Here is a 22,000-nt window from a genome sequence, read left to right on the forward strand (position 1 = left end):
AATGCGACAGCGGCATTAAATCGGTGGCCAGGAGGTGGGCTTACAGAATCGTTGGGTGTGCGGTGCGCCGCAATTTAATGGACATTTTGATGCAAGAGGTCTACTTGATTCACTTGAGCTTGATTCACGCGAGCAGCCCGATCCGCACCGTGCGCGCCAGATCGTCGAGCTGAAACGGCTTGCGCAGGATCGTGCAATGCTTGACTGCGAGATCGGCAATGTCGACGTCCGCATAGCCGGTCGCCAGGACCACCGGTAGATCGGCACGAAGCTTGCGCGCCGCGGCGATCACGTCGATGCCGTTCATGCCCGGCATCGCGAAGTCGACCATCAGCAGATCGGGATGATCGTCGACGAGGCGGTCAAGGCCGGCCTGGCCGTCGGCGGCCTCCGTCACCGTGTAGCCGAGCATGCGCAACGATTCAACGAGCATCGCGCGCACTTCGCTGTCGTCCTCGATCACGAGCACGCGCTTGTCGCCGACCGCGTTCGCTTCCGCATCGGACTCCGCTTCGCTGTGCGCGGCCACTCGCTCGCGCATCGGCAGCCAGATCTGCACCGTGGTGCCGGTACCTTCTTCGCTGAAGATGCGCGCGGCGCCGCCCGCCTGCCTCGCGATGCCATACACCTGGCTCAGGCCTAGCCCCGTGCCCTTGCCGATCGGCTTGGTCGTGAAGAACGGATCGAACACGCGCGACACGACGTCTGGCGGAATGCCCTCACCCGTGTCGGCGACTTCAATCACGACGTAGCGGCCATGCTTCAGCGTCTGGTCGGGCGCGTCGCGCAGGGTCACGTGGATGTCGAGGCGCCCGCCGGCCGGCATCGCGTCGCGCGCGTTGATCGCGAGATTGAGCACCGCGAGCTCGAGCTGATTTGCGTCGGCCTGGGTCCACATTTCGGTGCGCTCGAAGTCGTTGTCGTAGCGGATGCTCGAGCCGAGCGACACCGCGATGATGTCGCGCATGCCCTGCAGCAGCGCGACCACGTCGATCGCTTTCAGATTCGGGTTGCTGTTGCGCGAGAAAGTCAGCAACTGGCCAGTCAGTTTCGCGCCGCGCTCGGTCGCGCGCTTGACGGTGGCCGCCATGCCGCGCAGGCGTTCGTCGCCGCTCACGCGCGCGATCAGTTCCGCGTTGACCATGATCACGTTCAGCAGATTGTTGAAGTCGTGCGCGATGCCGCCGGTCAGCTGACCGAGCGCCTCCATCTTCTGCGATTGCACGAGCACGGCCTGAACCTTCGCGCGCTCGTGGATCTCGGCCATCAGCCGGTCGTTGGCTGACGCAAGTTCGTGCGTGCGCGCGGCGATGCGGCTTTCCAGCGAATCGTTCAGCTGCTCCAGCGCGTCCTGTGCCTCGATGCGCTCGGCAAGCAGCCTTCGCGACTCATATTGCCGTCCGCGGGCCCGCAACGACGACGCGACCGCGCGCCGCAACGTTTCCGAATTGAGCGGACGTTCGAGCACCACTACGTTGCCGAGCCGTTCGAGCACTTCGAGCCCGCGCGCGGATCGATGGCCGATGCTGCGGGCGGCGAGCAGGATGAACGGGAAGTCGGACCATGCGGGCTGCCGTTCGAGCCACGCATACAGGCTCGAGCCGTGGCCGTTCGCGAGCGCTTCCTCGGTGAGCAGCGCGGTGCCCGCGCCGACGTCGAGCTCGCTGGTGAGCGCGTCGGCGTCGTCGCAGGTCACGCAGGCGCGTGCGTCGTTGTGCAGAGCGGCGGTGATCACTTCGGCGTCGCGGCCGAACGGTGCGAGGATGAGGACACGCTGCTCCATCGCTCACTGTCCTGACGTATCGATCAGATGGTTCGTCGCGCCGAGCATCACGGTGCTGCCGCGATACGAGGGCAGGCCCGACAGCACGCCCTCGAAGTCGCGCAGCGCTTCGCCGACCTCGACGCCTTCGGTGCCGAGGCGGAACTGGCGGATCGTGCGTTCATGATCGTTCGCGCGGCTCTTGACGGCGGTTATTGCCGTCAGCACTTCGCCTTGGTGCTCGAAATAGCGGAACAGCACGACCACGTCGCTCAGATAACTGACGTCGACCTCGGTCTGCACTTCGCCGATGATGCCGTGCTGCCCGAGCACGAGCATCGTGACCACGCCCTGCTGATTCAGATAGCCGAGCAATTCGTGCATGTGCAGCAGCAGGTAGCGCTCGCCGGGCATCGCCTGCAGATAGGCGTTCAGGCTGTCGACCGCGACATAGCGCACGTGCTCGTTTTCGACCGCGTTGCGCACGTCGCTCGACAGCTCGCCCGGTGAGATTTCCGCGGGATCGATCTGGCGCAGCATCAGCAGACCGCTTTCGACGTGCGGGGCGAGATCCATGCCGAGCGTCGCGCAGCGTGTGACCAGCGTGCTGAGCGTTTCGTCGAATACGTAGTACGCGCAACGCTCGCCGCGTTCGAGTGCGGCAAGTAGGCACGACACGACGGTGGTGGTTTTGCCGACCCCCGACGGGCCGATGATCAGCGAATTGGTGCCGGGGACGAGGCCACCGCCGAGCAGCGCGTCGAGGCCGGGCGTGCCGGTGCTCATCGGGCTCGTGCCGAATTCGCTGTGATGCTCGGCGGCGACCAGACGCGGATAGACGCGCAGACCGCCGGTGTTCAGCGTGAAGTCGTGATAGCCCTCGCGGAACTTGATGCCGCGCATCTTCGCGATGCGCAGACGGCGGCGATTGCCGCCGTAATCATGAGCGACGTTTTCGAGGCTGATCACGCCATGCACGATGCTGTGAAGCTGAATGCCGGAGGCGCTGGCCGACGTGTCGTCGAGCAGCAGCACCGTGCATTCGCGCGTCGAGAAATGGTGCTTGAGCGCGAGAATCTGCCGACGGTAGCGCAATGGGTTCTCCGCCAGCAGACGCAGTTCGGACAGGCTGTCCAGGACGACGCGCGCCGGCTTCAGTTCGTCGACGTGCTCGATCACGTTGCGCACGCTTTCGCCGAGTTCGACTTCGGCCGGGTGCAGCACGGTCTGTTCGTATTGCGGTTCGAGCCCTTCTTCGGGCAGTTGCTCCAGTATCGTGAAACGGCTCAGATCCCAGCCGTGGCTCACGCCGATCGCGAGCAGTTCAGCACGGGTTTCGGACAGCGCGATATAAAGGCCGGTCTGCCCTTCGTGCAGGCCCTTGAGTAAGAATTGCAACGCGAGGGTGGTTTTACCCGTGCCTGGCACACCCTCCACGAGGTACATGCGGTTCGGCGTAAGACCACCGCCGAGGATGTCGTCGATGCCTTCGATGCCCGACGATATGCGGGCGGGGGTAGGGGCGGCGGTAGTGGTCGACATGATGGTTGAAATGACGTCGGCAGTGGCTTTGATCGAAACGGGCGCGATGTCGCGGCCGGTATGGCGCTACGCAATTTGTGTGCCGTCGTGCATTGCCTGCGTGCTCGGGCCTCGCGCGCATGGGCATGAAGCGTGCTGTTAAAGGTGGCTCGCTGCGAGTTTTTCTTCAGCAGCACTTGGGAAGCTTCACACACACCATGAAAACCTGTCGACTTTCCGCTATCGCGCTTACCGCGGCATCGCTCGTTGCGCTGCTGCCGGTCAGTGCATCCGCCGACGATAGCCCCAGACCTTGCGGTGCGCTCAAACGGATCGTGGCCGCGGCGCCGGACGGCTTCGCCTCGCTGACACCCGACGACGGCAAAGGCGTTGCGCAACCTTATGGCGATGACGCGCAATGTTCGGCCGCGCATCGAAGTTTCCAGTGCACGTGGACGCCGCATCAGGCGGCGGGCTCGAACGCGGATGCATTGGAAGCGGTCGCGGCAGACGTCGCGTCCTGCCTGCCCGATGCAACGCACGATCAGAATTCGCCGGGACGTCAGCACTTTTATCTCGGCGCGAAGGATCGACGCACCGAAATCACGCTGACGCCCGAGGGGTCCAACCGGTTGCGGCTCGTGGTGTCGGGCAGGTAAGCGGCGTGCCGTTCAGGCGGTGGCGGCCGGCCACCACGACCAGCCGCGTCGCGAGTGGCGTAATGCGACGACCGACAGCGGCGCGATCTCGATGCGACAGAACACGGTTGGCGATGCGCCGAGGGCGTGCACGATTGCCGCTCGCAGCAGAGTCGCGTGGGTGATGGCGACGATGGTTCGACTGTGCGCAAAGGCCGCGAAGCTTGCTTCGTTGACGGCATTGCATGAACGCACGTCTGCCTGCTGCGCGTCGAGCCACTCTCCAACCCGCTGCACGAGTTGACCGAACGATTCGCCGCCGGGCGGCGCGGCGTCGGGCTCGCGTGTCCAGGCGGCGAGTTCGCGGGGCGTTTCGTCGGCAATGTCCGCGAGGCGCTGGCCGCGCCATTTGCCATAGTCGATATCCGCCAATGCGTCGGCAGGCGTGGCGCTCAGACCGAGAGCGGCGGCCGTTTCGCGCGCGCTGGCGGCGGGGCTGGTGAACACGGCGGCGTCGGCGGGAAACGCGAGACGCGGTCGCGCCGCTTCGGCTTCGGCGCGACCGCGCGCGTCGAGCGGATCGTCGGCAGGGAAGCGGCCCGCGCGCTGCGCGGCCGTTGCCGCGTGGCTCACCAGTAATAGTCGCGTATCCATTCTTTGCGTTGGCGCTCCATTCGTACTTGCCTGCGAGGTTTCATCGGTTCGCGGCGAGCGTTGCGAGGTAGCCCTCGCCGTCACGGAAGCCGCAGTTTAGCGCGTAGAATAGCGGCACTGCGAAGCACGGAAGCCGGTGAGAGCCCGGCGCGGTCGCGCCACTGTAATCGGCATTGCAATCCACAAGAGCCGAAAGCCAGACCTGAGCTTCGCACCATTCCTCTGCAATCGACTTTCGGGGCGCGTCACCCCAGGAGATGTCCATCATGACCGAAGCTGTTCTTGATCGCGCCGCGCAACCGGCGGCCCAGCCCACTCCCATTCCATTGCGCGAACTGCTGCCATGGGTCGTGTTCGGCGGCTTGCTGCTGTTGCTCGCGCTTTACTTCGTTGGTGCGGAACAGGGCGCGACGTCGCTCGTGCCCGGCATGTACGTGCATGAGTTCGTGCACGACGGCCGCCATCTGCTCGGCTTTCCCTGCCACTAACGGAGTTCGACATGGTAGGTAAATTGTTGGTGCGCGGGATGCTCGCGGGCATCGTCGCGGGCTTGCTCACGTTCGCGTTCGCGCGAATCGTCGGCGAACCACAGGTCGATCAGGCCATTTCATTCGAAGAAAAAGCGGCCGCCGCGCGCGGCGAGGCGCCCGAGCCCGAAATCGTGAGCCGTCAGACGCAGGCTGGCCTCGGCCTGCTGACTGGCGTGGTCACGTATGGCGCGGCATTTGGCGGGCTGTTCTCGCTGGTGTTTGCGTATGCGTATGGACGCGCGGGTACGTTGAGCGTGCGCGCGCTGTCCGCGTGGCTCGCGCTTGGCGCGTTCATCACGCTCGTGATCGTGCCGAATATCAAGTATCCGGCCAATCCGCCGTCGGTCGGTGATCCGGAGACGATCGGCACGCGCACGGGCCTGTTCTTTCTGATGATCGCGATTTCGCTCGCGACGATGGTGTTTTCGCTGAAGGTGCGGCGTCGCGCGGCGGCGAAGCTGGGTGCGTGGAACGGTTCGATCGTCGCGGGGCTCTTGTTCGTCGTGATCATCGCGGCCGTGCAACTGTCGATGCCGGTCATCAATGAAGTGCCGGCCGCGTTCCCGGCTGTGCTGCTGTGGAAGTTCCGCGTCGCGGCGATCGGCATGCAGGTGGCCATGTGGACGACGATCGGGCTGCTGTTTGGCGCGATGGTCGAGCGCAGCGCTTTTATGCGTACGAATGCGCGGGTGACGATGAAGTCCGCCTGATTATGACGGTGACACGCGGCCGCGCAAGCGGCCATGCTTCGCGCGCAACGCGCGAGAATGGTTTTGGATCAAGCACTTGCCGCGGTTGTGGAGCGGTTATCCACAGCCTTGCAAACATTTTCTGTGGAAAAGCTGCTTAACGGCTTTTCGCAACTCCACTCATTTCTCCCTTTCGCCGCGGCGCTCCGGAGAATTCAATTGGAAGCCTAACTAATTCAGGTTGCACGCGGCGCTGCTCAATTTTTAAGCTCTTCAACTTTTTAAAATAAATTGTGAGAAGGGTATTGACGTGTTGTTGACCGCTCTCCATAATCTCGTTTCTCTGCTGCAGACGCAGCGACGCAAACGAAGCGGTGCCGGGTAGTGGTGGTTCAGGTGGTTCAGGCGCGGCGGGTTTGGCGGACCGATCTTTAAAAACTAACAGTCGATAAGTGTGGGCGCTTGATGCGGAATGCGGCGGCGGATTCTCCGGAGTCTGCTGTCAGGCAGAAGTATCAGAAGCCTCACACAGTATTAGAGGAAGGTTTGTCTGTCGAAAGACGGATCAATCATCGTCAGTACGTTGAGTGAGCGACCGGGTTCGAGAGAGCCCGAACACAGTAACAGGTTTGAACTGAAGAGTTTGATCCTGGCTCAGATTGAACGCTGGCGGCATGCCTTACACATGCAAGTCGAACGGCAGCACGGACTTCGGTCTGGTGGCGAGTGGCGAACGGGTGAGTAATACATCGGAACGTGTCCTGGAGTGGGGGATAGCCCGGCGAAAGCCGGATTAATACCGCATACGCTCGGGAGAGGAAAGCGGGGGATCTTTCGGGACCTCGCGCTCAAGGGGCGGCCGATGGCAGATTAGGTAGTTGGTGGGGTAAAGGCCTACCAAGCCGACGATCTGTAGCTGGTCTGAGAGGACGACCAGCCACACTGGGACTGAGACACGGCCCAGACTCCTACGGGAGGCAGCAGTGGGGAATTTTGGACAATGGGCGCAAGCCTGATCCAGCAATGCCGCGTGTGTGAAGAAGGCCTTCGGGTTGTAAAGCACTTTTGTCCGGAAAGAAAACCTCGTGGCTAATATCCGTGAGGGATGACGGTACCGGAAGAATAAGCACCGGCTAACTACGTGCCAGCAGCCGCGGTAATACGTAGGGTGCGAGCGTTAATCGGAATTACTGGGCGTAAAGCGTGCGCAGGCGGTGCTGTAAGACCGATGTGAAATCCCCGGGCTTAACCTGGGAACTGCATTGGTGACTGCAGCGCTGGAGTATGGCAGAGGGGGGTGGAATTCCACGTGTAGCAGTGAAATGCGTAGAGATGTGGAGGAACACCGATGGCGAAGGCAGCCCCCTGGGCCAATACTGACGCTCATGCACGAAAGCGTGGGGAGCAAACAGGATTAGATACCCTGGTAGTCCACGCCCTAAACGATGTCAACTGGTTGTCGGGCCTTCATTGGCTTGGTAACGTAGCTAACGCGTGAAGTTGACCGCCTGGGGAGTACGGTCGCAAGATTAAAACTCAAAGGAATTGACGGGGACCCGCACAAGCGGTGGATGATGTGGATTAATTCGATGCAACGCGAAAAACCTTACCTACCCTTGACATGTATGGAATCCTGCCGAGAGGCGGGAGTGCCCGAAAGGGAGCCATAACACAGGTGCTGCATGGCTGTCGTCAGCTCGTGTCGTGAGATGTTGGGTTAAGTCCCGCAACGAGCGCAACCCTTGTCCCTAGTTGCTACGCAAGAGCACTCCAGGGAGACTGCCGGTGACAAACCGGAGGAAGGTGGGGATGACGTCAAGTCCTCATGGCCCTTATGGGTAGGGCTTCACACGTCATACAATGGTCGGAACAGAGGGTTGCCAAGCCGCGAGGTGGAGCCAATCCCAGAAAACCGATCGTAGTCCGGATCGCACTCTGCAACTCGGGTGCGTGAAGCTGGAATCGCTAGTAATCGCGGATCAGCATGCCGCGGTGAATACGTTCCCGGGTCTTGTACACACCGCCCGTCACACCATGGGAGTGGGTTTTACCAGAAGTGGCTAGTCTAACCGCAAGGAGGACGGTCACCACGGTAGGATTCATGACTGGGGTGAAGTCGTAACAAGGTAGCCGTATCGGAAGGTGCGGCTGGATCACCTCCTTTCCAGAGCTGTGCATTCATTGCACTCAAGTGCTCACGCTTATCGGCTGTGGTTAGAAGAAACGCAGGCAGACGCAGGGGTCTGTAGCTCAGCCGGTTAGAGCACCGTCTTGATAAGGCGGGGGTCGATGGTTCGAATCCATCCAGACCCACCACGGTCTTGTCTGGTGAGCTGAAGGGCCGGGGCCGCTGGAATATCTGTGGGACTGGGGGATTAGCTCAGCTGGGAGAGCACCTGCTTTGCAAGCAGGGGGTCGTCGGTTCGATCCCGTCATCCTCCACCAATCCTCAATGCGCAGGGTTCTGCATGAAGGCAGAGCGTTGCGCATTGGCGATTGAGCCAGTCAGAGCGGTATGAGGCACAGGCTTCATACCGGCTGCCGTTCTTTAACAATCAGGAAGAAGTAGTAAAGAGATTCACGAAAGGCACCTGGAGATGGGTGCCGAGTAGGTGAATCAGGGTTGTGATTGTATCGATGTATTTTAAGATTGCCTTGGAATACGGCGCAACACGAATACTCAACCTGTAGCGAGTGCGTCTATCCCCTCCGGGGATGGGACCCACGTAAGCGCTAAAGCGCTAACGTGGGTCGACACAGAGACACACCCGTTATAGGGTCAAGCGAACAAGTGCATGTGGTGGATGCCTTGGCGATCACAGGCGATGAAGGACGCGGTAGCCTGCGAAAAGCTCCGGGGAGCTGGCAAACGAGCATTGATCCGGAGATGTCCGAATGGGGAAACCCACTCCTAATGGAGTATCCGTAGCTGAATCCATAGGCTACGTGAAGCGAACGCGGTGAACTGAAACATCTAAGTAACCGCAGGAAAAGAAATCAACCGAGATTCCCAGAGTAGTGGCGAGCGAAATGGGATCAGCCGGTACACGTTATCCGTATTGTTAGTCGAACGCTCTGGAAAGTGCGGCCATAGCAGGTGATAGCCCTGTAGACGAAAACAGCATGGAAGAACTGGGTGTACGAGAAGTAGGGCGGGACACGTGAAATCCTGTCTGAAGATGGGGGGACCATCCTCCAAGGCTAAATACTCGTGATCGACCGATAGTGAACCAGTACCGTGAGGGAAAGGCGAAAAGAACCCCGGGAGGGGAGTGAAACAGATCCTGAAACCGCATGCATACAAACAGTCGGAGCCCCGCTTTAAGCGCTTTCGGCGCATTCATGAAATGAATGCGTCAAAAGACATCAAGTCTGAAACATGACCACTGCGCGCTTGAAGTGGATTTAAGCGCGAGAGCGCTTAAAGCGGGGTGACGGCGTACCTTTTGTATAATGGGTCAGCGACTTACATTCAGTGGCGAGCTTAACCGATTAGGGCAGGCGTAGCGAAAGCGAGTCCGAACAGGGCGTCCAGTCGCTGGGTGTAGACCCGAAACCAGGTGATCTATCCATGGCCAGGTTGAAGGCACGGTAACACGTGCTGGAGGACCGAACCCACTAACGTTGAAAAGTTAGGGGATGAGCTGTGGATAGGGGTGAAAGGCTAAACAAACCTGGAAATAGCTGGTTCTCTCCGAAAACTATTTAGGTAGTGCCTCGTGTCTCACCTTCGGGGGTAGAGCACTGTCATGGTTGTGGGGTCCATTGCGGATTACTACGCCATAGCAAACTCCGAATACCGAAGAGTGCAATCACGGGAGACAGACATCGGGTGCTAACGTCCGGTGTCAAGAGGGAAACAACCCAGACCGCCAGCTAAGGTCCCCAAATATGGCTAAGTGGGAAACGAAGTGGGAAGGCTAAAACAGTCAGGAGGTTGGCTTAGAAGCAGCCACCCTTTAAAGAAAGCGTAATAGCTCACTGATCGAGTCGTCCTGCGCGGAAGATGTAACGGGGCTAAGCCATATACCGAAGCTGCGGATGCACAGTAATGTGCATGGTAGGAGAGCGTTCCGTAAGCCTGCGAAGGTGCACTGGAAAGTGTGCTGGAGGTATCGGAAGTGCGAATGCTGACATGAGTAGCGATAAAGGGGGTGAAAGGCCCCCTCGCCGTAAGCCCAAGGTTTCCTACGCAACGTTCATCGGCGTAGGGTGAGTCGGCCCCTAAGGCGAGGCAGAAATGCGTAGCTGATGGGAAGCAGATTAATATTTCTGCACCATTGTGAAATGCGATGGGGGGACGGATCGCGGAAGGTTGTCCGGGTGTTGGAAGTCCCGGTCCTTGCATTGGAGAAGGCGCTTTGGCAAATCCGGGCGCGCAATTCAAGGGTGCGAGGCGAGCCACTTCGGTGGCGAAGCAACTGGAAGGGGTTCCAGGAAAAGCCTCTAAGCTTCAGTTTCACAGTGACCGTACCGCAAACCGACACAGGTGGGCGAGATGAGTATTCTAAGGCGCTTGAGAGAACTCGGGAGAAGGAACTCGGCAAATTGGTACCGTAACTTCGGGATAAGGTACGCCCTCATAGCCTGACTGGCCTGCGCCAGAAGGGTGAAAGGGTTGCAATAAACTGGTGGCTGCGACTGTTTAATAAAAACACAGCACTCTGCAAACACGAAAGTGGACGTATAGGGTGTGACGCCTGCCCGGTGCCGGAAGATTAAATGATGGGGTGCAAGCTCCTGATTGAAGTCCCGGTAAACGGCGGCCGTAACTATAACGGTCCTAAGGTAGCGAAATTCCTTGTCGGGTAAGTTCCGACCTGCACGAATGGCGTAACGATGGCCACACTGTCTCCTCCCGAGACTCAGCGAAGTTGAAGTGTTTGTGATGATGCAATCTCCCCGCGGCTAGACGGAAAGACCCCATGAACCTTTACTGTAGCTTTGCATTGGACTTTGAACCGGTCTGTGTAGGATAGGTGGGAGGCTATGAAGTTGGGACGCCAGTCTCAATGGAGCCGTCCTTGAAATACCACCCTGATCTGTTTGAGGTTCTAACCTTGGCCCGTGATCCGGGTCGGGGACAGTGCATGGTAGGCAGTTTGACTGGGGCGGTCTCCTCCCAAAGTGTAACGGAGGAGTACGAAGGTACGCTAGGTACGGTCGGAAATCGTGCTGATAGTGCAATGGCATAAGCGTGCTTGACTGTGAGACTGACAAGTCGAACAGGTGCGAAAGCAGGTCATAGTGATCCGGTGGTTCTGTATGGAAGGGCCATCGCTCAACGGATAAAAGGTACTCTGGGGATAACAGGCTGATACCGCCCAAGAGTTCATATCGACGGCGGTGTTTGGCACCTCGATGTCGGCTCATCTCATCCTGGGGCTGTAGCCGGTCCCAAGGGTATGGCTGTTCGCCATTTAAAGAGGTACGTGAGCTGGGTTTAAAACGTCGTGAGACAGTTTGGTCCCTATCTGCCGTGGGCGCTGGATATTTGAAGGGGGCTGCTCCTAGTACGAGAGGACCGGAGTGGACGAACCTCTGGTGTACCGGTTGTCACGCCAGTGGCATCGCCGGGTAGCTATGTTCGGAAGAGATAACCGCTGAAAGCATCTAAGCGGGAAACTCGCCTTAAGATGAGATATCCCCGGGGCTTCGAGCCCCTTGAAGGGTCGTTCAAGACCAGGACGTTGATAGGTCAGGTGTGCACGTACAGTAATGTACTGAGCTAACTGATACTAATTGCCCGTAAGGCTTGATCCTATAACAGGTGTGTCTCGACCCGCGTGAGTGCTTGAGCACTTGCGCCGGTCCGATCCCCGAAGGGGATTGGTGTGAACTCCCGCGGGAGCCAGCAGAAACGCACGGTTGGGATTCAGTGTTGTGCCAGAAACAACACAACCCCCCACACCCGAATCCTTTACGCTTCTTCCCGATTGGCTGCGGCGCAACCGGTTGACTCCAACCCTGCGACGCAGCAACCCGTCATGCCTGATGACCATAGCGAGTCGGTCCCACCCCTTCCCATCCCGAACAGGACCGTGAAACGACTCCACGCCGATGATAGTGCGGATTGCCCGTGTGAAAGTAGGTAATCGTCAGGCTCCCCCCCAGTCAGAAACCCCACCCGCCGCGGTGGGGTTTTTGCGTTTACGCGGCCGTCATCGGCAGAGATGACGTTTCGGAGACAATCCAGCCGCCGCAATTCGACAATACGACGCCGGAAAGTGCGCGCGTCAACTCTCTTTCAATTGTTCGCGCTATGCTCACGTATTCCTTTCGGAAGCGCTGGCATCGAACGACCTATGAAATCAGATCTGGCAATGCAAACCTACGGCGCGGATTCGTCGGGTATGGTCTGCGGTTTCCGGTTTTCGCCGACGCTCGCCGGGCGGCCGATCGACGCGGACGAAGTCATCGACTGGTACCGCGAGCGCGAGGACGATGCCGGCACTAGCGCGACGGACGCTGGCGAGTTTCTATGGCTTCACTTCAATCTCGCGCATAGCGCGAGCGAGCGCTGGATGCGCACGCAACTCGATCTGCCCGAAACCTTTTTCGACGCCTTGCGCGAAGGCTCGCATTCGACGCGGATCGAGCATGCGGACGGCGCACTGCGCGCGGTCGTCAACGACGTCATGTTTAACCTCGAATTCATCCCGTCAGAAATCGCGACGCTGTGGATCTACGCACATAAGCGGCTCATCGTGACGGCGCGGCTGAAGCCGCTGCGCTCGGTCGACCGTTTGCGCGCGTCGGTGCGCGAAGGTGAAATATTCAGGTCACCTGCCGAACTGCTAGTTCATCTGATGCGCGACCAGGCCGACCTGCTCGTGCAGATCGTCCGCCGAACCAGTGCCGACGTCGATCGAATCGAGGATCGCTTTCTGTCGCAACGGCAGACGCAAAACCGCCTGGACCTCGGCGCGATGCGTCGCACGCTGACACGCCTGCAACGCATGCTGGCACCCGAACCGGGCGCGATTTTCCGCTTGCTGGCGAGGCCGCCTCGCTGGCTTCATGCGGAAGACGTGCAAGATCTGCGTGAATCGACGGAGGAGTTCTCGGTCGTGCTTTCGGACGTAGCGGGATTGATCGAGCGGGTCAGATTGCTGCAGGAAGAAATCACCTCGCGCCTCGAGGAGCAGAACAACCGGACGCTATTTACGCTGACGCTAGTCACGGTGCTGGTGATGCCGATCAATATCGTCGCCGGTTTCTTCGGCATAAACGTCGGTGGTATTCCGCTCGCCGAGAACAAGCATGGCTTCTGGCTGATGGTGGTGCTGGTCGCCGGCTTTACCGGGCTGACGGGCTGGTGGGCGTTTCGCCGCAGGAGGGAGCGCTAGAAGGCGCGGCAGATTTGGCCCGCTTTTTACGAGGCCAAACTCGCCGGCGTGATCGAAGCCCGAACATGCCCGTCTTCGAATACGCTTCGCAGCGATTCAAAGAGGGCAAGTACTCGTCGATTACTCGAGTGCGTTATCCGAGCGCGGCAGCCGGACCAAAGAACTCATAACGGCTCTGCGATTCCGGCACGCCGATCGCCTTCAGCCCTTTCTTGATCGCCTTCATGAACGCGACGGGCCCGAGGAAATACACGTCGACATCGCGCGTTTCCGGCAACCACTTCTTCAGATTCGCTTCGTCGACGTAACCGACCGCGTGCGCTTCGGCATCGCCATCACGGCGCTCCTCGTAGCAATAGAAGCGCTTCAGTTGCGGATGGCGTGCGGCCAATGCATCGATTGCGCCGCGGAATGCGTGCACGCCACCATGACGGGCCGCGTGAATGAAATGCACCGTACGATTGGTCTTCAGCGCGGCCTCCAGCATCGCCATCGTCGGCGTAATGCCAACACCGCCGCTGATCAGCACCAACGGCTTGTCGCCAGGTTGCAGCGTAAATTCGCCGGACGGCGCGAACAGCTCGAGCGAGTTGCTTTCCTTGATCTGCTCGTGCAGATACTTCGACACGGTGCCATTCGGTTCACGCTTCACGCTGATGCGATATTCGCGGCCATCGCTCATTGCGGACAGCGAATAGTTGCGACGCACTTCTTCGCCGTCGATCACCAGACGCACGCCAATGTACTGACCCGGCTGAAACGCGAGCAATTCGCCGCCGTCATCGGGACGCAGATAGAACGACGTGATCTCGTCGCTTTCACGTACTTTGCGCGCGACGCGGAACAGCCGCGTGCCGCGCCAGCCGCCGGGCGCTGCTGCGCTTTCGGCGTAGATCTTCTCTTCGAGGCCGATCAGAAGATCGGCGAGTTGTTGATACGCGGCGGCCCACGCTTCGATCACGGCGGCGGTTGCGACGTCCGCGCCGAGTACCTCGCGAATCGCGCGCAGCAGACACTTGCCGACGATCGGATAGTGCTCAGGCTGCACGTTCAGCGACACGTGCTTGTTGATGATCTGCGCGACTAGCCCGCCCAACTGCTCGAGCTGATCGATATGGCGCGCATACATCAGCACGCCGTTGGCCAACGCGCGCGGTTGCGCGCCGCTTGCCTGATTGGCTTGATTGAACATCGGGCGCACTTCCGGATGCTCGCTGAGCATCAGATTGTAGAAGTGCGTGGTGAGCGCCTCGCCGCCGCTTTCCAGGAGCGGCACGGTTGCTTTGATGATGGCGCGGTGTTCGGCGGATAGCATGTTTTTAAGTCCTGGTGAGAGTCTGGGTGAGCGTCTGCCTATCAGCGAATGTCACAGCCGGTTTCGGCAGACTGCCTCTGCTATCCACGATTCGTGCCAGGTATAAAATGCATTTAGATCAACGATCTGGCAATTAAGATGGTTCATTCGACCCTAGTCGAAAAGACCCAATCCGCAGTCGATCTGACTACAGGGGCGGTCCTCGATGTTCTTACCCCGCTGATTCTCGACCTGTCGCGCGAGCTGTCCGAGCGCGAGCGTTATCGGCGGCTGCTCAGCGCGCTGCGCTCGCTATTTCCGGGCGACGCGGCCGCTCTGCTACGCCTCGAAGGCGATACGCTGGTGCCGCTCGCCATCGACGGCTTGAGCAGCGATACGCTCGGGCGGCGTTTTCGCGTCGCCGAGCATCCGCGCTTTCAGGAGCTGCTGGCCCAGCCAGGGCCGACGCGCTTCGCCGCCGACTCCGATTTGCCCGATCCCTACGATGGCCTCGTGCAAGGCATGGCGCCCGGGCACCTCGAAGTGCACGACTGTCTGGGGTGCCCGCTGTTCATCCGCGGCGAGCCTTGGGGCTTGCTCACGCTCGACGCACTCGACCCGGCGCGCTTCGACACACTCGACATGGCCTCGCTGCAGGCGTTTCTCGGCCTCGCGGCCGCGACCGTGAGCGTCGTCGAACGCATCGACGCGTTGGCGCGCAATGGCGAGGAGGCGCAGCGCCGCGCGGAAGCGTATCGGCTGGCGAGCAGCGAGAGCCGGCGCGAGCTGATCGGTAGCAGCGACGCGCATCGCCGCATGATCAAGGAGATCGAGGTGGTGGCCGCCAGCGATCTGACCGTGCTCGTCACCGGCGAGACCGGCGTCGGCAAGGAACTTGTCGCCAATGCGATCCACGCGCTGTCGCCGCGCGCGAACAAGCCGCTGATCAGCCTGAACTGCGCGGCGTTGCCCGATACGCTCGTCGAGAGCGAACTGTTCGGGCACGTGCGCGGCGCGTTTTCGGGAGCCTCGGCGGATCGACGCGGCAAGTTCGAACTCGCGGACGGCGGCACCATTTTCCTCGACGAAGTCGGTGAGTTGCCCCTCGCGGTGCAGGCAAAGCTGTTGCGCGTGCTGCAGAACGGCCAGTTGCAGCGCATCGGCTCGGACCACGAACACAGAGTCGACGTGCGGCTCATCGCCGCAACCAATCGCGACCTCGCCGAAGAATTGCGCGCGGGCCGCTTTCGCGCCGACCTCTATCATCGCCTCAGCGTGTATCCGCTGCGCGTGTCGCCGTTGCGCGAGCGTGGCCGCGACGTGCTACTGCTGGCGGGCTTCTTCCTCGAAGACAATCGCTCCCGGCTCGGTTTGCTGAGCCTGCGTCTTGCGGCTGACGCACAGGCCGCATTGCTGCACTACTCATGGCCCGGCAATGTGCGCGAACTGGAGCATCTGATCGGACGCAGCGCGCTGAAGGCGTTGGCGGCCAATCGTGAGCGCCGCCGTATTCTGACGTTGACGGCCGCGGGCTTCGCGTTGTCGGACGCACAAGATCATGAAGCCAATCAAATCGCCACGCAGAGCGAGGAAAGCGAGACGAAAGACTTTCGCAGCGCGGTCACCGAGTTCGAACGCAATCTCGTTCTCGAAGCGCTGATCCGCAACAGGCAGAACTGGGCCGCGGTCGCGCGCGAGCTGGGGCTGGACCGGGCGAATCTGAATCGGCTGGCTAAACGGCTCGGGCTCAAATGAGCGAACAGGCGCAGGGGTGCCGTCGCGGCCCGGCACTAAGGTCAAGCCACATCGAATCGCCGATCGCGCTGACAACAGATCGTCAGCGCCGCTCGCTGGGCTCAACGTCTTAACGAAAAACAAAGGCCCGCTTCGGAAAATCGAACTTCGCGGAACGCAGCGCGTCGGTCATAGTGGGCCCTAACGAGGACCATCACACTGAATCTGGAGACTCCGTCATGTCCGCTGCCCCAGAGAAACTCGACGATTGGCTCAACAAGCAGGCGGTGGCCGAAGACGACATCACCGCGTTTCCATTGAAGGCGCTTGCCGCCACGCTCGATCGCGAGGAAAGCGGTAACACCGTACCGCCGTTGTGGCACTGGCTGTACTTTCTGCCGGTTGCGCCGCTCTCCGAAGTCGGCCCCGACGGACATCCGAAGCGTGGCGATTTTCTGCCGCCCGTGCCACTGCCGCGCCGCATGTGGGCTGGCGGCCGGCTCACGTTTCATGCGCCGCTGAAGATCGGCGAGCATGCGCGGCGCACGTCGACGATCGCCAATATCGAGGACAAGACCGGCCGCTCGGGCCGCCTCGTGTTCGTCACCGTGCAACATACGATCGAAGTCGATGGCGAGTTGAAGCTCGAAGAGGAGCACGACATCGTCTATCGCGACGCGCCGCAGGAGGGCGCGCGGCCGCAACAGCCGGCGCCCGCGCCCGAAGACGAAACATGGCGCCGCACGATCGACGCCGATGCCGTGATGCTGTTGCGCTACTCGGCGCTGACTTTCAACGGCCATCGCATTCACTACGACCATCCTTATGTCACGCAGGTCGAAGGCTATCCGGGCCTCGTCGTGCATGGCCCGCTGATCGCGACGCTGCTGGTCGATCTCGTGCGCCGAGAACTGCCGCAAGCGACACTGCAAAGCTTCGCGTTTCGCGCGCTTCGCCCCACGTTCGCGGACCAGCCGTTCACGGTATGCGGCAAGCCCGCCGCCGACGGCAAGACCATCGACCTGTGGGCGAAGGACCACGAAGGTTATCTGACCATGCGCGCGACCGCCGCGCTCGCCTGAATTCCGCGAGACTCGACTATGCAAACCACGCAACACGATTCGTTCCAGGACATTCGCGAGGCCGTGCGCGATCTGTGTCAGCAGTTTTCCGGCGAGTACTTTCGCAAGATCGACGAGGCGCGCGGCTATCCGGAAGAGTTCGTCGACGCGCTGACGAAGGCCGGCTGGCTCGCCGCGCTGATTCCGCAGGACTTCGGCGGCTCGGGGCTCGGGCTCACGGAAGCGTCGGTGATCATGGAGGAGATCAATCGCGCGGGCGGCAACTCGGGCGCGTGCCACGGGCAGATGTACAACATGGGCACGCTGCTGCGGCACGGTTCGGAAGAACAGAAGCGCAGGTATCTGCCGAAGATCGCGAACGGCGACCTGCGTTTGCAATCGATGGGCGTGACCGAGCCGACCACCGGCACCGATACGACGAAGATCAAGACGACCGCAGAGCGGCGCGGTGACCGTTACGTGATCAACGGTCAGAAGGTGTGGATCTCGCGCGTGCAACACTCGGACCTGATGATTCTGCTCGCACGCACCACTTCGCTCGCGGACGTGAAGAGGAAATCAGAGGGCATGTCGATCTTCATCGTCGATCTGCGCGAGGCGATCGGTCATGGCCTGACCGTGCAGCCGATTCTGAACATGGTCAATCACGAGACCAACGAGCTCTTTTTCGACAACCTCGAAATTCCGGCCGAGAATCTGATCGGCGAGGAAGGGCAAGGCTTCAAATACATTCTCGATGGCCTGAACGCGGAGCGCACGCTGATCGCCGCGGAATGCATCGGTGACGGTTACTGGTTTGTCGATAAAGTCACCGAATACGCGAAGGAGCGCGTCGTGTTCGGCCGGCCGATCGGACAGAACCAGGGCGTGCAGTTTCCGATCGCGCGCTCGTTCATCAACGTCGAGGCGGCGAGCCTGATGCGCTTCGAAGCGGCACGTCGTTTCGACGCACATCAACCGTGCGGTGCGCAGGCGAATATGGCGAAGCTGCTCGCGGCGGATGCGTCGTGGGAAGCGGCCAATGCGTGCCTGCAATTTCACGGCGGCTTCGGCTTCGCGTGCGAGTACGACGTCGAGCGCAAGTTTCGTGAAACGCGTCTGTATCAAGTCGCGCCGATATCGACCAATCTGATTCTCTCGTACGTGGCCGAGCATATCCTCGGGCTGCCGCGTTCGTTCTGACCCGCTGGCGGACATCATGAGACCACTCGACGGTATCAAGGTCATCACGCTCGAACACGCGATTGCCGCGCCGTTCTGCACGCGTCAACTGGCCGATCTCGGGGCGCGCGTGATCAAGATCGAACGGCCCGGCGTCGGCGATTTCGCGCGCGGCTATGACGAACGTGTGCATGGGCTGTCGTCGCACTTCGTGTGGACCAATCGCTCGAAGGAGAGTCTTTCGCTCGACCTGAAGCAGCCCGCGGCGGCCGAGATTCTCGATGCGTTGATTGCCGATGCCGACGTGCTCGTGCAGAACCTCGCGCCAGGCGCGGCCGAACGGCTTGGCCTCGGTTATGACACATTGAGCCACAAGTATCCGAAGTTGATCGTCTGCGATATTTCCGGCTACGGCGCGGACGGTCCGTATCGCGACAAGAAGGCGTACGACCTGCTGATTCAAAGCGAGTCCGGCTTCCTGTCGATCACCGGTTCGCCCGGCTCGCCAGCGAAAGCGGGCTGTTCGATCGCCGATGTCGCGGCGGGCATGTACGCGTATTCGAACATCCTGAGCGCGCTGTTGCAGCGTGGACGCACAGGGCGCGGTTGCCGCATCGATGTATCGATGCTCGAGAGCATGGTCGAGTGGATGGGTTATCCGCTCTACTACGCGATCGACGGTCAGTCGCAGCCCGCGCTTGCGGGCGCCGCGCATGCAACGATCTATCCTTATGGCCCGTTTCCCGCTGGCGACGGCAAGACGGTCATGCTTGGCCTGCAGAACGAACGCGAATGGAAGCTGTTCTGCGAGCGCGTGCTCGAACAGCCTGAACTGGCAACCGACGAACGCTTTGCATCGAACTCGAAACGTACTGCGGCGCGCGACGCCCTGCGCGAGGTGATCGTCGCGGCGTTTGCGAAGCAGAGCGCGGCGCACGTGATCGATCGACTCGATGAGGCAGGCATCGCGAACGCGCAGATGAATACGCTCGCCGATGTGTGGGCGCATCCGCAACTGAAGGCGCGCGAGCGCTGGCAGGAAGTCGGCACGGCAACGGGGACGATACCCGCATTGCGGCCGCCCGGTCTGCCTTCCGACCTCGAGCCGCGAATGGACCCTGTGCCCACGCTTGGTCAACATACGGAAGCAATTCTGCGTGAGCTTGGCTACGACAATGGGCGTATCGACGCGCTGCGCGCGGCGGGCACGATCTGATTCGGTAACGACCCCCATGAACGACCATCCCAGTCTCACGCTTGCCACTTTCGCCGCGCAACTCGACTTCGACCGCATCCCGCACGAGGTCGTCGAGCGTACCGTCAACCTGTACGTCGATTGGCTCGGCTCGGCGCTGGCCGGCAAAGGCGCGCGCCCGGTCGAGACGATCGCGCGGTTCGCACGCACGGCAGCGGGGGCGACGAACGAGGGCCTCTGCGAGGTGCTGATCGACCGCGGTCGCACCACGCCGTATTTCGCCGCGATGATCAACGGCGCGGCATCGCATTTCGCCGAACAGGACGATGTGCACAATGGCTCGGTGTTTCATCCGGCGACCGTGGTGTTTCCGGTTGCGCTCGCGTTGGCACAGGCAAAGCGAGCGTCGGGGCGCGACTTCATCGCGGCGGCGGTGGCGGGATACGAGGTCGGCATTCGCATCGGCGAATTTCTCGGGCGCTCGCACTACAAGGTGTTTCACACTACGGGCACGGTCGGCACGGTCGCGGCAGCGGCAACCGCAGGACGCTTGCTGGGTTTGTTGCCGTCCCAAATGCTCGATGCGTTCGGCTCGGCGGGCACGCAGGCGAGCGGCCTATGGGAATTTCTGCGCGACGCCGCCGACTCGAAGCAACTGCACACCGCGATGGCCGCCGCGAACGGCCTGATGGCCGCGCAACTCGCCGCCGACGGCTTCAAGGGCGCGACGCACATTCTCGAAGGCGCCCAGGGCATGGCCGCCGGCATGTCGAGGGACGCCGATCCGGCGCGCCTCGTCCATCGGCTTGGCAGCCGCTGGGCGACCGCGGAGACATCGTTCAAGTATCACGCGGCGTGCCGCCATACGCATCCGGCCGCCGATGCGCTGCTCGCCGTCGTGCAGATGCATCGTTTCGCGCCGCGCGACATCGCGAAGGTCGTCGCGCACGTGCATCAAGGCGCGATCGATGTGCTCGGTCCCGTGGTCGCGCCGCGCAGCGTACATCAGGCGAAGTTCAACATGGGCACAGTGCTTGGGCTGGTCGCGCATCACGGCTATGCCGGCGTGACCGAATTCGAGCAGGGTTTCGACGCGAGCGAGATCGCCGCGTTTCGCGACAAGGTCACAATGGCGCTCGACGCTGAAGTCGACGCCGCCTATCCCGCACGCTGGATCGGCAAGGTCACGGTGACGACGACCGACGGCCGCGTGTTCGATGGGCGTGTCGATGAGCCGAAGGGCGATCCAGGCAATACCTTGTCGCGCGACGAGATTGCGACGAAGCTGCATCGGCTGGCGGCGTTTTCGGGTGCGGCTAGCGAACAGGAGGCGGCGCAACTGCTTCGCCGTGCATGGCGTATCGCCGAAGAGAAGCAGATTGGCTCGGTATTCGATGCAACTTCGCGCACGATGGTGGCCGCATGAGCGCATTGCCCCGGTCGTATCTGTTCGTGCCTGGGAATCGGCCTGAGCGGTTTGACAAGGCCTATGCGGCCGGCGCGGATGCGGTGATTCTCGATCTGGAAGACGCGGTGCAGCCGGATCAGAAGGTGCCGGCGCGTGCGGCGGTTGTGGCCGCGGTGTCGGCTAACGCATCGCGGGCCGCCTGGGTGCGTATCAATGGCTCGGATACGCCATGGTTTCCAGATGACGTTGCGGCGCTCGTTGGGCAGACCGGCGTGGCCGGAATCGTGCTGCCGAAGGCTGAGACGCGCGAACAGATCAACGCGGTGCTGGCCAGCGCGCATCCGGCGTTGAGCGTGCTGCCGATTGTCGAGACTGCGCGCGGGTTCGCGAATCTTGCGGAGTTGTGCAGCGCGCCGCGCGTGCTGCGTATCGTCTTCGGTACGCTGGATTTTCAGATCGATCTCGGCATCGATGGGGATGGCGAGGAGTTGCATCTGTTTCGCTCGCAGATCGTGCTTGCGTCGAGGCTGGCTGGCATTGGTGCGCCGGTGGATGGCGTGTCGACGACCATTACCGATGCTGATGCGGTGCAAGCTGATGCGCGGCGCGGCCGGCGGTTCGGTTTCGGCGGCAAGCTTTGCATTCATCCGAAGCAGATCGAGCCGGTGCATCGCGCGTATGCATGGAGTGACGCCGAGGTGGAGTGGGCGCAACGGGTGCTTGCGGCTGTCGAGGCGAGCCATGGCGCCGCGGTTGCCGTGGAGGGGAGGATGGTCGATATGCCGGTGATTCTGTGGGCGCGGAGGGTTGTGGGCGATTCCGAAAGCTTCTGACAATGCGGTTTTCCGTCGCCCCTTCATAGCAGGATTCCCATCGTCGCACTTGAATAGTTAGCAGGTCACATGCTAGGTAAAATTGGTATCGGTAACACATTTCAACGGAAAGTTTCGGTGTCGCAACGTTGTCGATAAAGAAGATCTGTT

Annotated in this window: 14 protein-coding genes, 2 tRNA genes and 3 rRNA genes; 15 read left to right on the forward strand and 4 right to left on the reverse strand. The window is 61.1% G+C overall.

Annotated elements, in window-relative coordinates; translation table 11 throughout:
- Positions 1 to 124: 124 nt before the first annotated feature.
- Together OKW30_RS24615 and OKW30_RS24620 are read right to left on the reverse strand one after the other, a co-directional pair.
- Positions 125 to 1,783, reverse strand: coding sequence for an ATP-binding protein (locus tag OKW30_RS24615; protein WP_187631759.1), 1,659 nt, complete (start codon positions 1,781 to 1,783; stop codon positions 125 to 127).
- 3 nt (positions 1,784 to 1,786) lie between these two features.
- Positions 1,787 to 3,304, reverse strand: a complete 1,518-nt coding sequence (locus OKW30_RS24620) for an ATPase domain-containing protein (protein ID WP_187631758.1) — start codon at positions 3,302 to 3,304, stop codon at positions 1,787 to 1,789.
- Positions 3,305 to 3,501: 197 nt separating this feature from the next.
- Here OKW30_RS24620 and OKW30_RS24625 point away from each other — a divergent pair, with 197 nt between their 5' ends.
- Positions 3,502 to 3,942: a hypothetical protein gene (locus tag OKW30_RS24625; RefSeq protein WP_184072145.1), complete on the forward strand. Its 441-nt coding sequence runs from the start codon at positions 3,502 to 3,504 to the stop codon at positions 3,940 to 3,942.
- Between the two features lie 12 nt (positions 3,943 to 3,954).
- Here the strand turns inward: OKW30_RS24625 and OKW30_RS24630 are convergent, their stop codons facing one another.
- Complete coding sequence (locus tag OKW30_RS24630; RefSeq protein ID WP_429347872.1) at positions 3,955 to 4,575, reverse strand: histidine phosphatase family protein; 621 nt, start codon at positions 4,573 to 4,575, stop codon at positions 3,955 to 3,957.
- 266 nt (positions 4,576 to 4,841) lie between these two features.
- Here OKW30_RS24630 and OKW30_RS24635 point away from each other — a divergent pair, with 266 nt between their 5' ends.
- The 8 genes from OKW30_RS24635 (at position 4,842) to OKW30_RS24670 (ending at position 13,143) form a co-directional block, all read left to right on the forward strand.
- Entirely contained in the window at positions 4,842 to 5,063 is a 222-nt protein-coding gene (locus OKW30_RS24635) for a CbtB domain-containing protein (RefSeq protein ID WP_184011521.1), read from the forward strand.
- An 11-nt stretch (positions 5,064 to 5,074) separates the two neighbouring features.
- Positions 5,075 to 5,815 carry a CbtA family protein gene (locus OKW30_RS24640; protein ID WP_429347873.1) on the forward strand — a complete coding sequence of 247 codons (741 nt, stop codon included), beginning with the start codon at positions 5,075 to 5,077 and terminating at the stop codon, positions 5,813 to 5,815.
- A 610-nt stretch (positions 5,816 to 6,425) separates the two neighbouring features.
- Positions 6,426 to 7,958: ribosomal RNA gene (locus OKW30_RS24645) — 16S ribosomal RNA — on the forward strand.
- Positions 7,959 to 8,033: 75 nt separating this feature from the next.
- Positions 8,034 to 8,110: transfer RNA gene (locus OKW30_RS24650), tRNA-Ile, on the forward strand.
- 53 nt (positions 8,111 to 8,163) lie between these two features.
- Positions 8,164 to 8,239: transfer RNA gene (locus tag OKW30_RS24655), tRNA-Ala, on the forward strand.
- A 332-nt stretch (positions 8,240 to 8,571) separates the two neighbouring features.
- Positions 8,572 to 11,557: ribosomal RNA gene (locus OKW30_RS24660) — 23S ribosomal RNA — on the forward strand.
- A 227-nt stretch (positions 11,558 to 11,784) separates the two neighbouring features.
- Positions 11,785 to 11,898, forward strand: a 5S ribosomal RNA gene (gene rrf, locus OKW30_RS24665).
- The 16S, 23S and 5S rRNA genes sit together here with 2 tRNA genes alongside, the layout of an rRNA operon.
- 201 nt (positions 11,899 to 12,099) lie before the next feature.
- Positions 12,100 to 13,143, forward strand: a complete 1,044-nt coding sequence (locus OKW30_RS24670) for a transporter (protein WP_429347874.1) — start codon at positions 12,100 to 12,102, stop codon at positions 13,141 to 13,143.
- 133 nt (positions 13,144 to 13,276) lie between these two features.
- Here the strand turns inward: OKW30_RS24670 and hmpA are convergent, their stop codons facing one another.
- The gene (hmpA, locus tag OKW30_RS24675) at positions 13,277 to 14,458 is read right to left on the reverse strand and encodes an NO-inducible flavohemoprotein (protein WP_429347875.1); all 1,182 of its coding nucleotides are present in this window, start codon (positions 14,456 to 14,458) and stop codon (positions 13,277 to 13,279) included.
- Between the two features lie 138 nt (positions 14,459 to 14,596).
- Here hmpA and norR point away from each other — a divergent pair, with 138 nt between their 5' ends.
- From norR to OKW30_RS24705, 6 genes are all read left to right on the forward strand, one after another.
- Entirely contained in the window at positions 14,597 to 16,192 is a 1,596-nt protein-coding gene (gene norR, locus OKW30_RS24680; RefSeq protein WP_429347876.1) for a nitric oxide reductase transcriptional regulator NorR, read from the forward strand.
- A 218-nt stretch (positions 16,193 to 16,410) separates the two neighbouring features.
- Positions 16,411 to 17,253 carry an FAS1-like dehydratase domain-containing protein gene (locus tag OKW30_RS24685; protein WP_184074318.1) on the forward strand — a complete coding sequence of 281 codons (843 nt, stop codon included), beginning with the start codon at positions 16,411 to 16,413 and terminating at the stop codon, positions 17,251 to 17,253.
- Between the two features lie 18 nt (positions 17,254 to 17,271).
- A complete protein-coding gene (locus tag OKW30_RS24690; protein ID WP_090808501.1) occupies positions 17,272 to 18,435 on the forward strand; it encodes an acyl-CoA dehydrogenase family protein in 1,164 nt (387 codons plus the stop codon).
- A gap of 16 nt (positions 18,436 to 18,451) precedes the next feature.
- Complete coding sequence (locus OKW30_RS24695) at positions 18,452 to 19,630, forward strand: CaiB/BaiF CoA transferase family protein (RefSeq protein ID WP_429347877.1); 1,179 nt, start codon at positions 18,452 to 18,454, stop codon at positions 19,628 to 19,630.
- Positions 19,631 to 19,646: 16 nt separating this feature from the next.
- On the forward strand, positions 19,647 to 21,035 hold the full coding sequence (locus OKW30_RS24700; protein WP_429347878.1) for an MmgE/PrpD family protein: 1,389 nt from the start codon (positions 19,647 to 19,649) through the stop codon (positions 21,033 to 21,035).
- Complete coding sequence (locus tag OKW30_RS24705) at positions 21,032 to 21,850, forward strand: HpcH/HpaI aldolase/citrate lyase family protein (RefSeq protein ID WP_429347879.1); 819 nt, start codon at positions 21,032 to 21,034, stop codon at positions 21,848 to 21,850. Before OKW30_RS24700 ends, OKW30_RS24705 begins: the two co-directional genes overlap by 4 nt.
- The last annotated feature ends 150 nt before the right edge of the window (positions 21,851 to 22,000 follow it).

The sequence above is a fragment of the Paraburkholderia sp. Clong3 genome (assembly GCF_050436485.1).
Classification (GTDB): Bacteria; Pseudomonadota; Gammaproteobacteria; order Burkholderiales; family Burkholderiaceae; genus Paraburkholderia; species Paraburkholderia tuberum.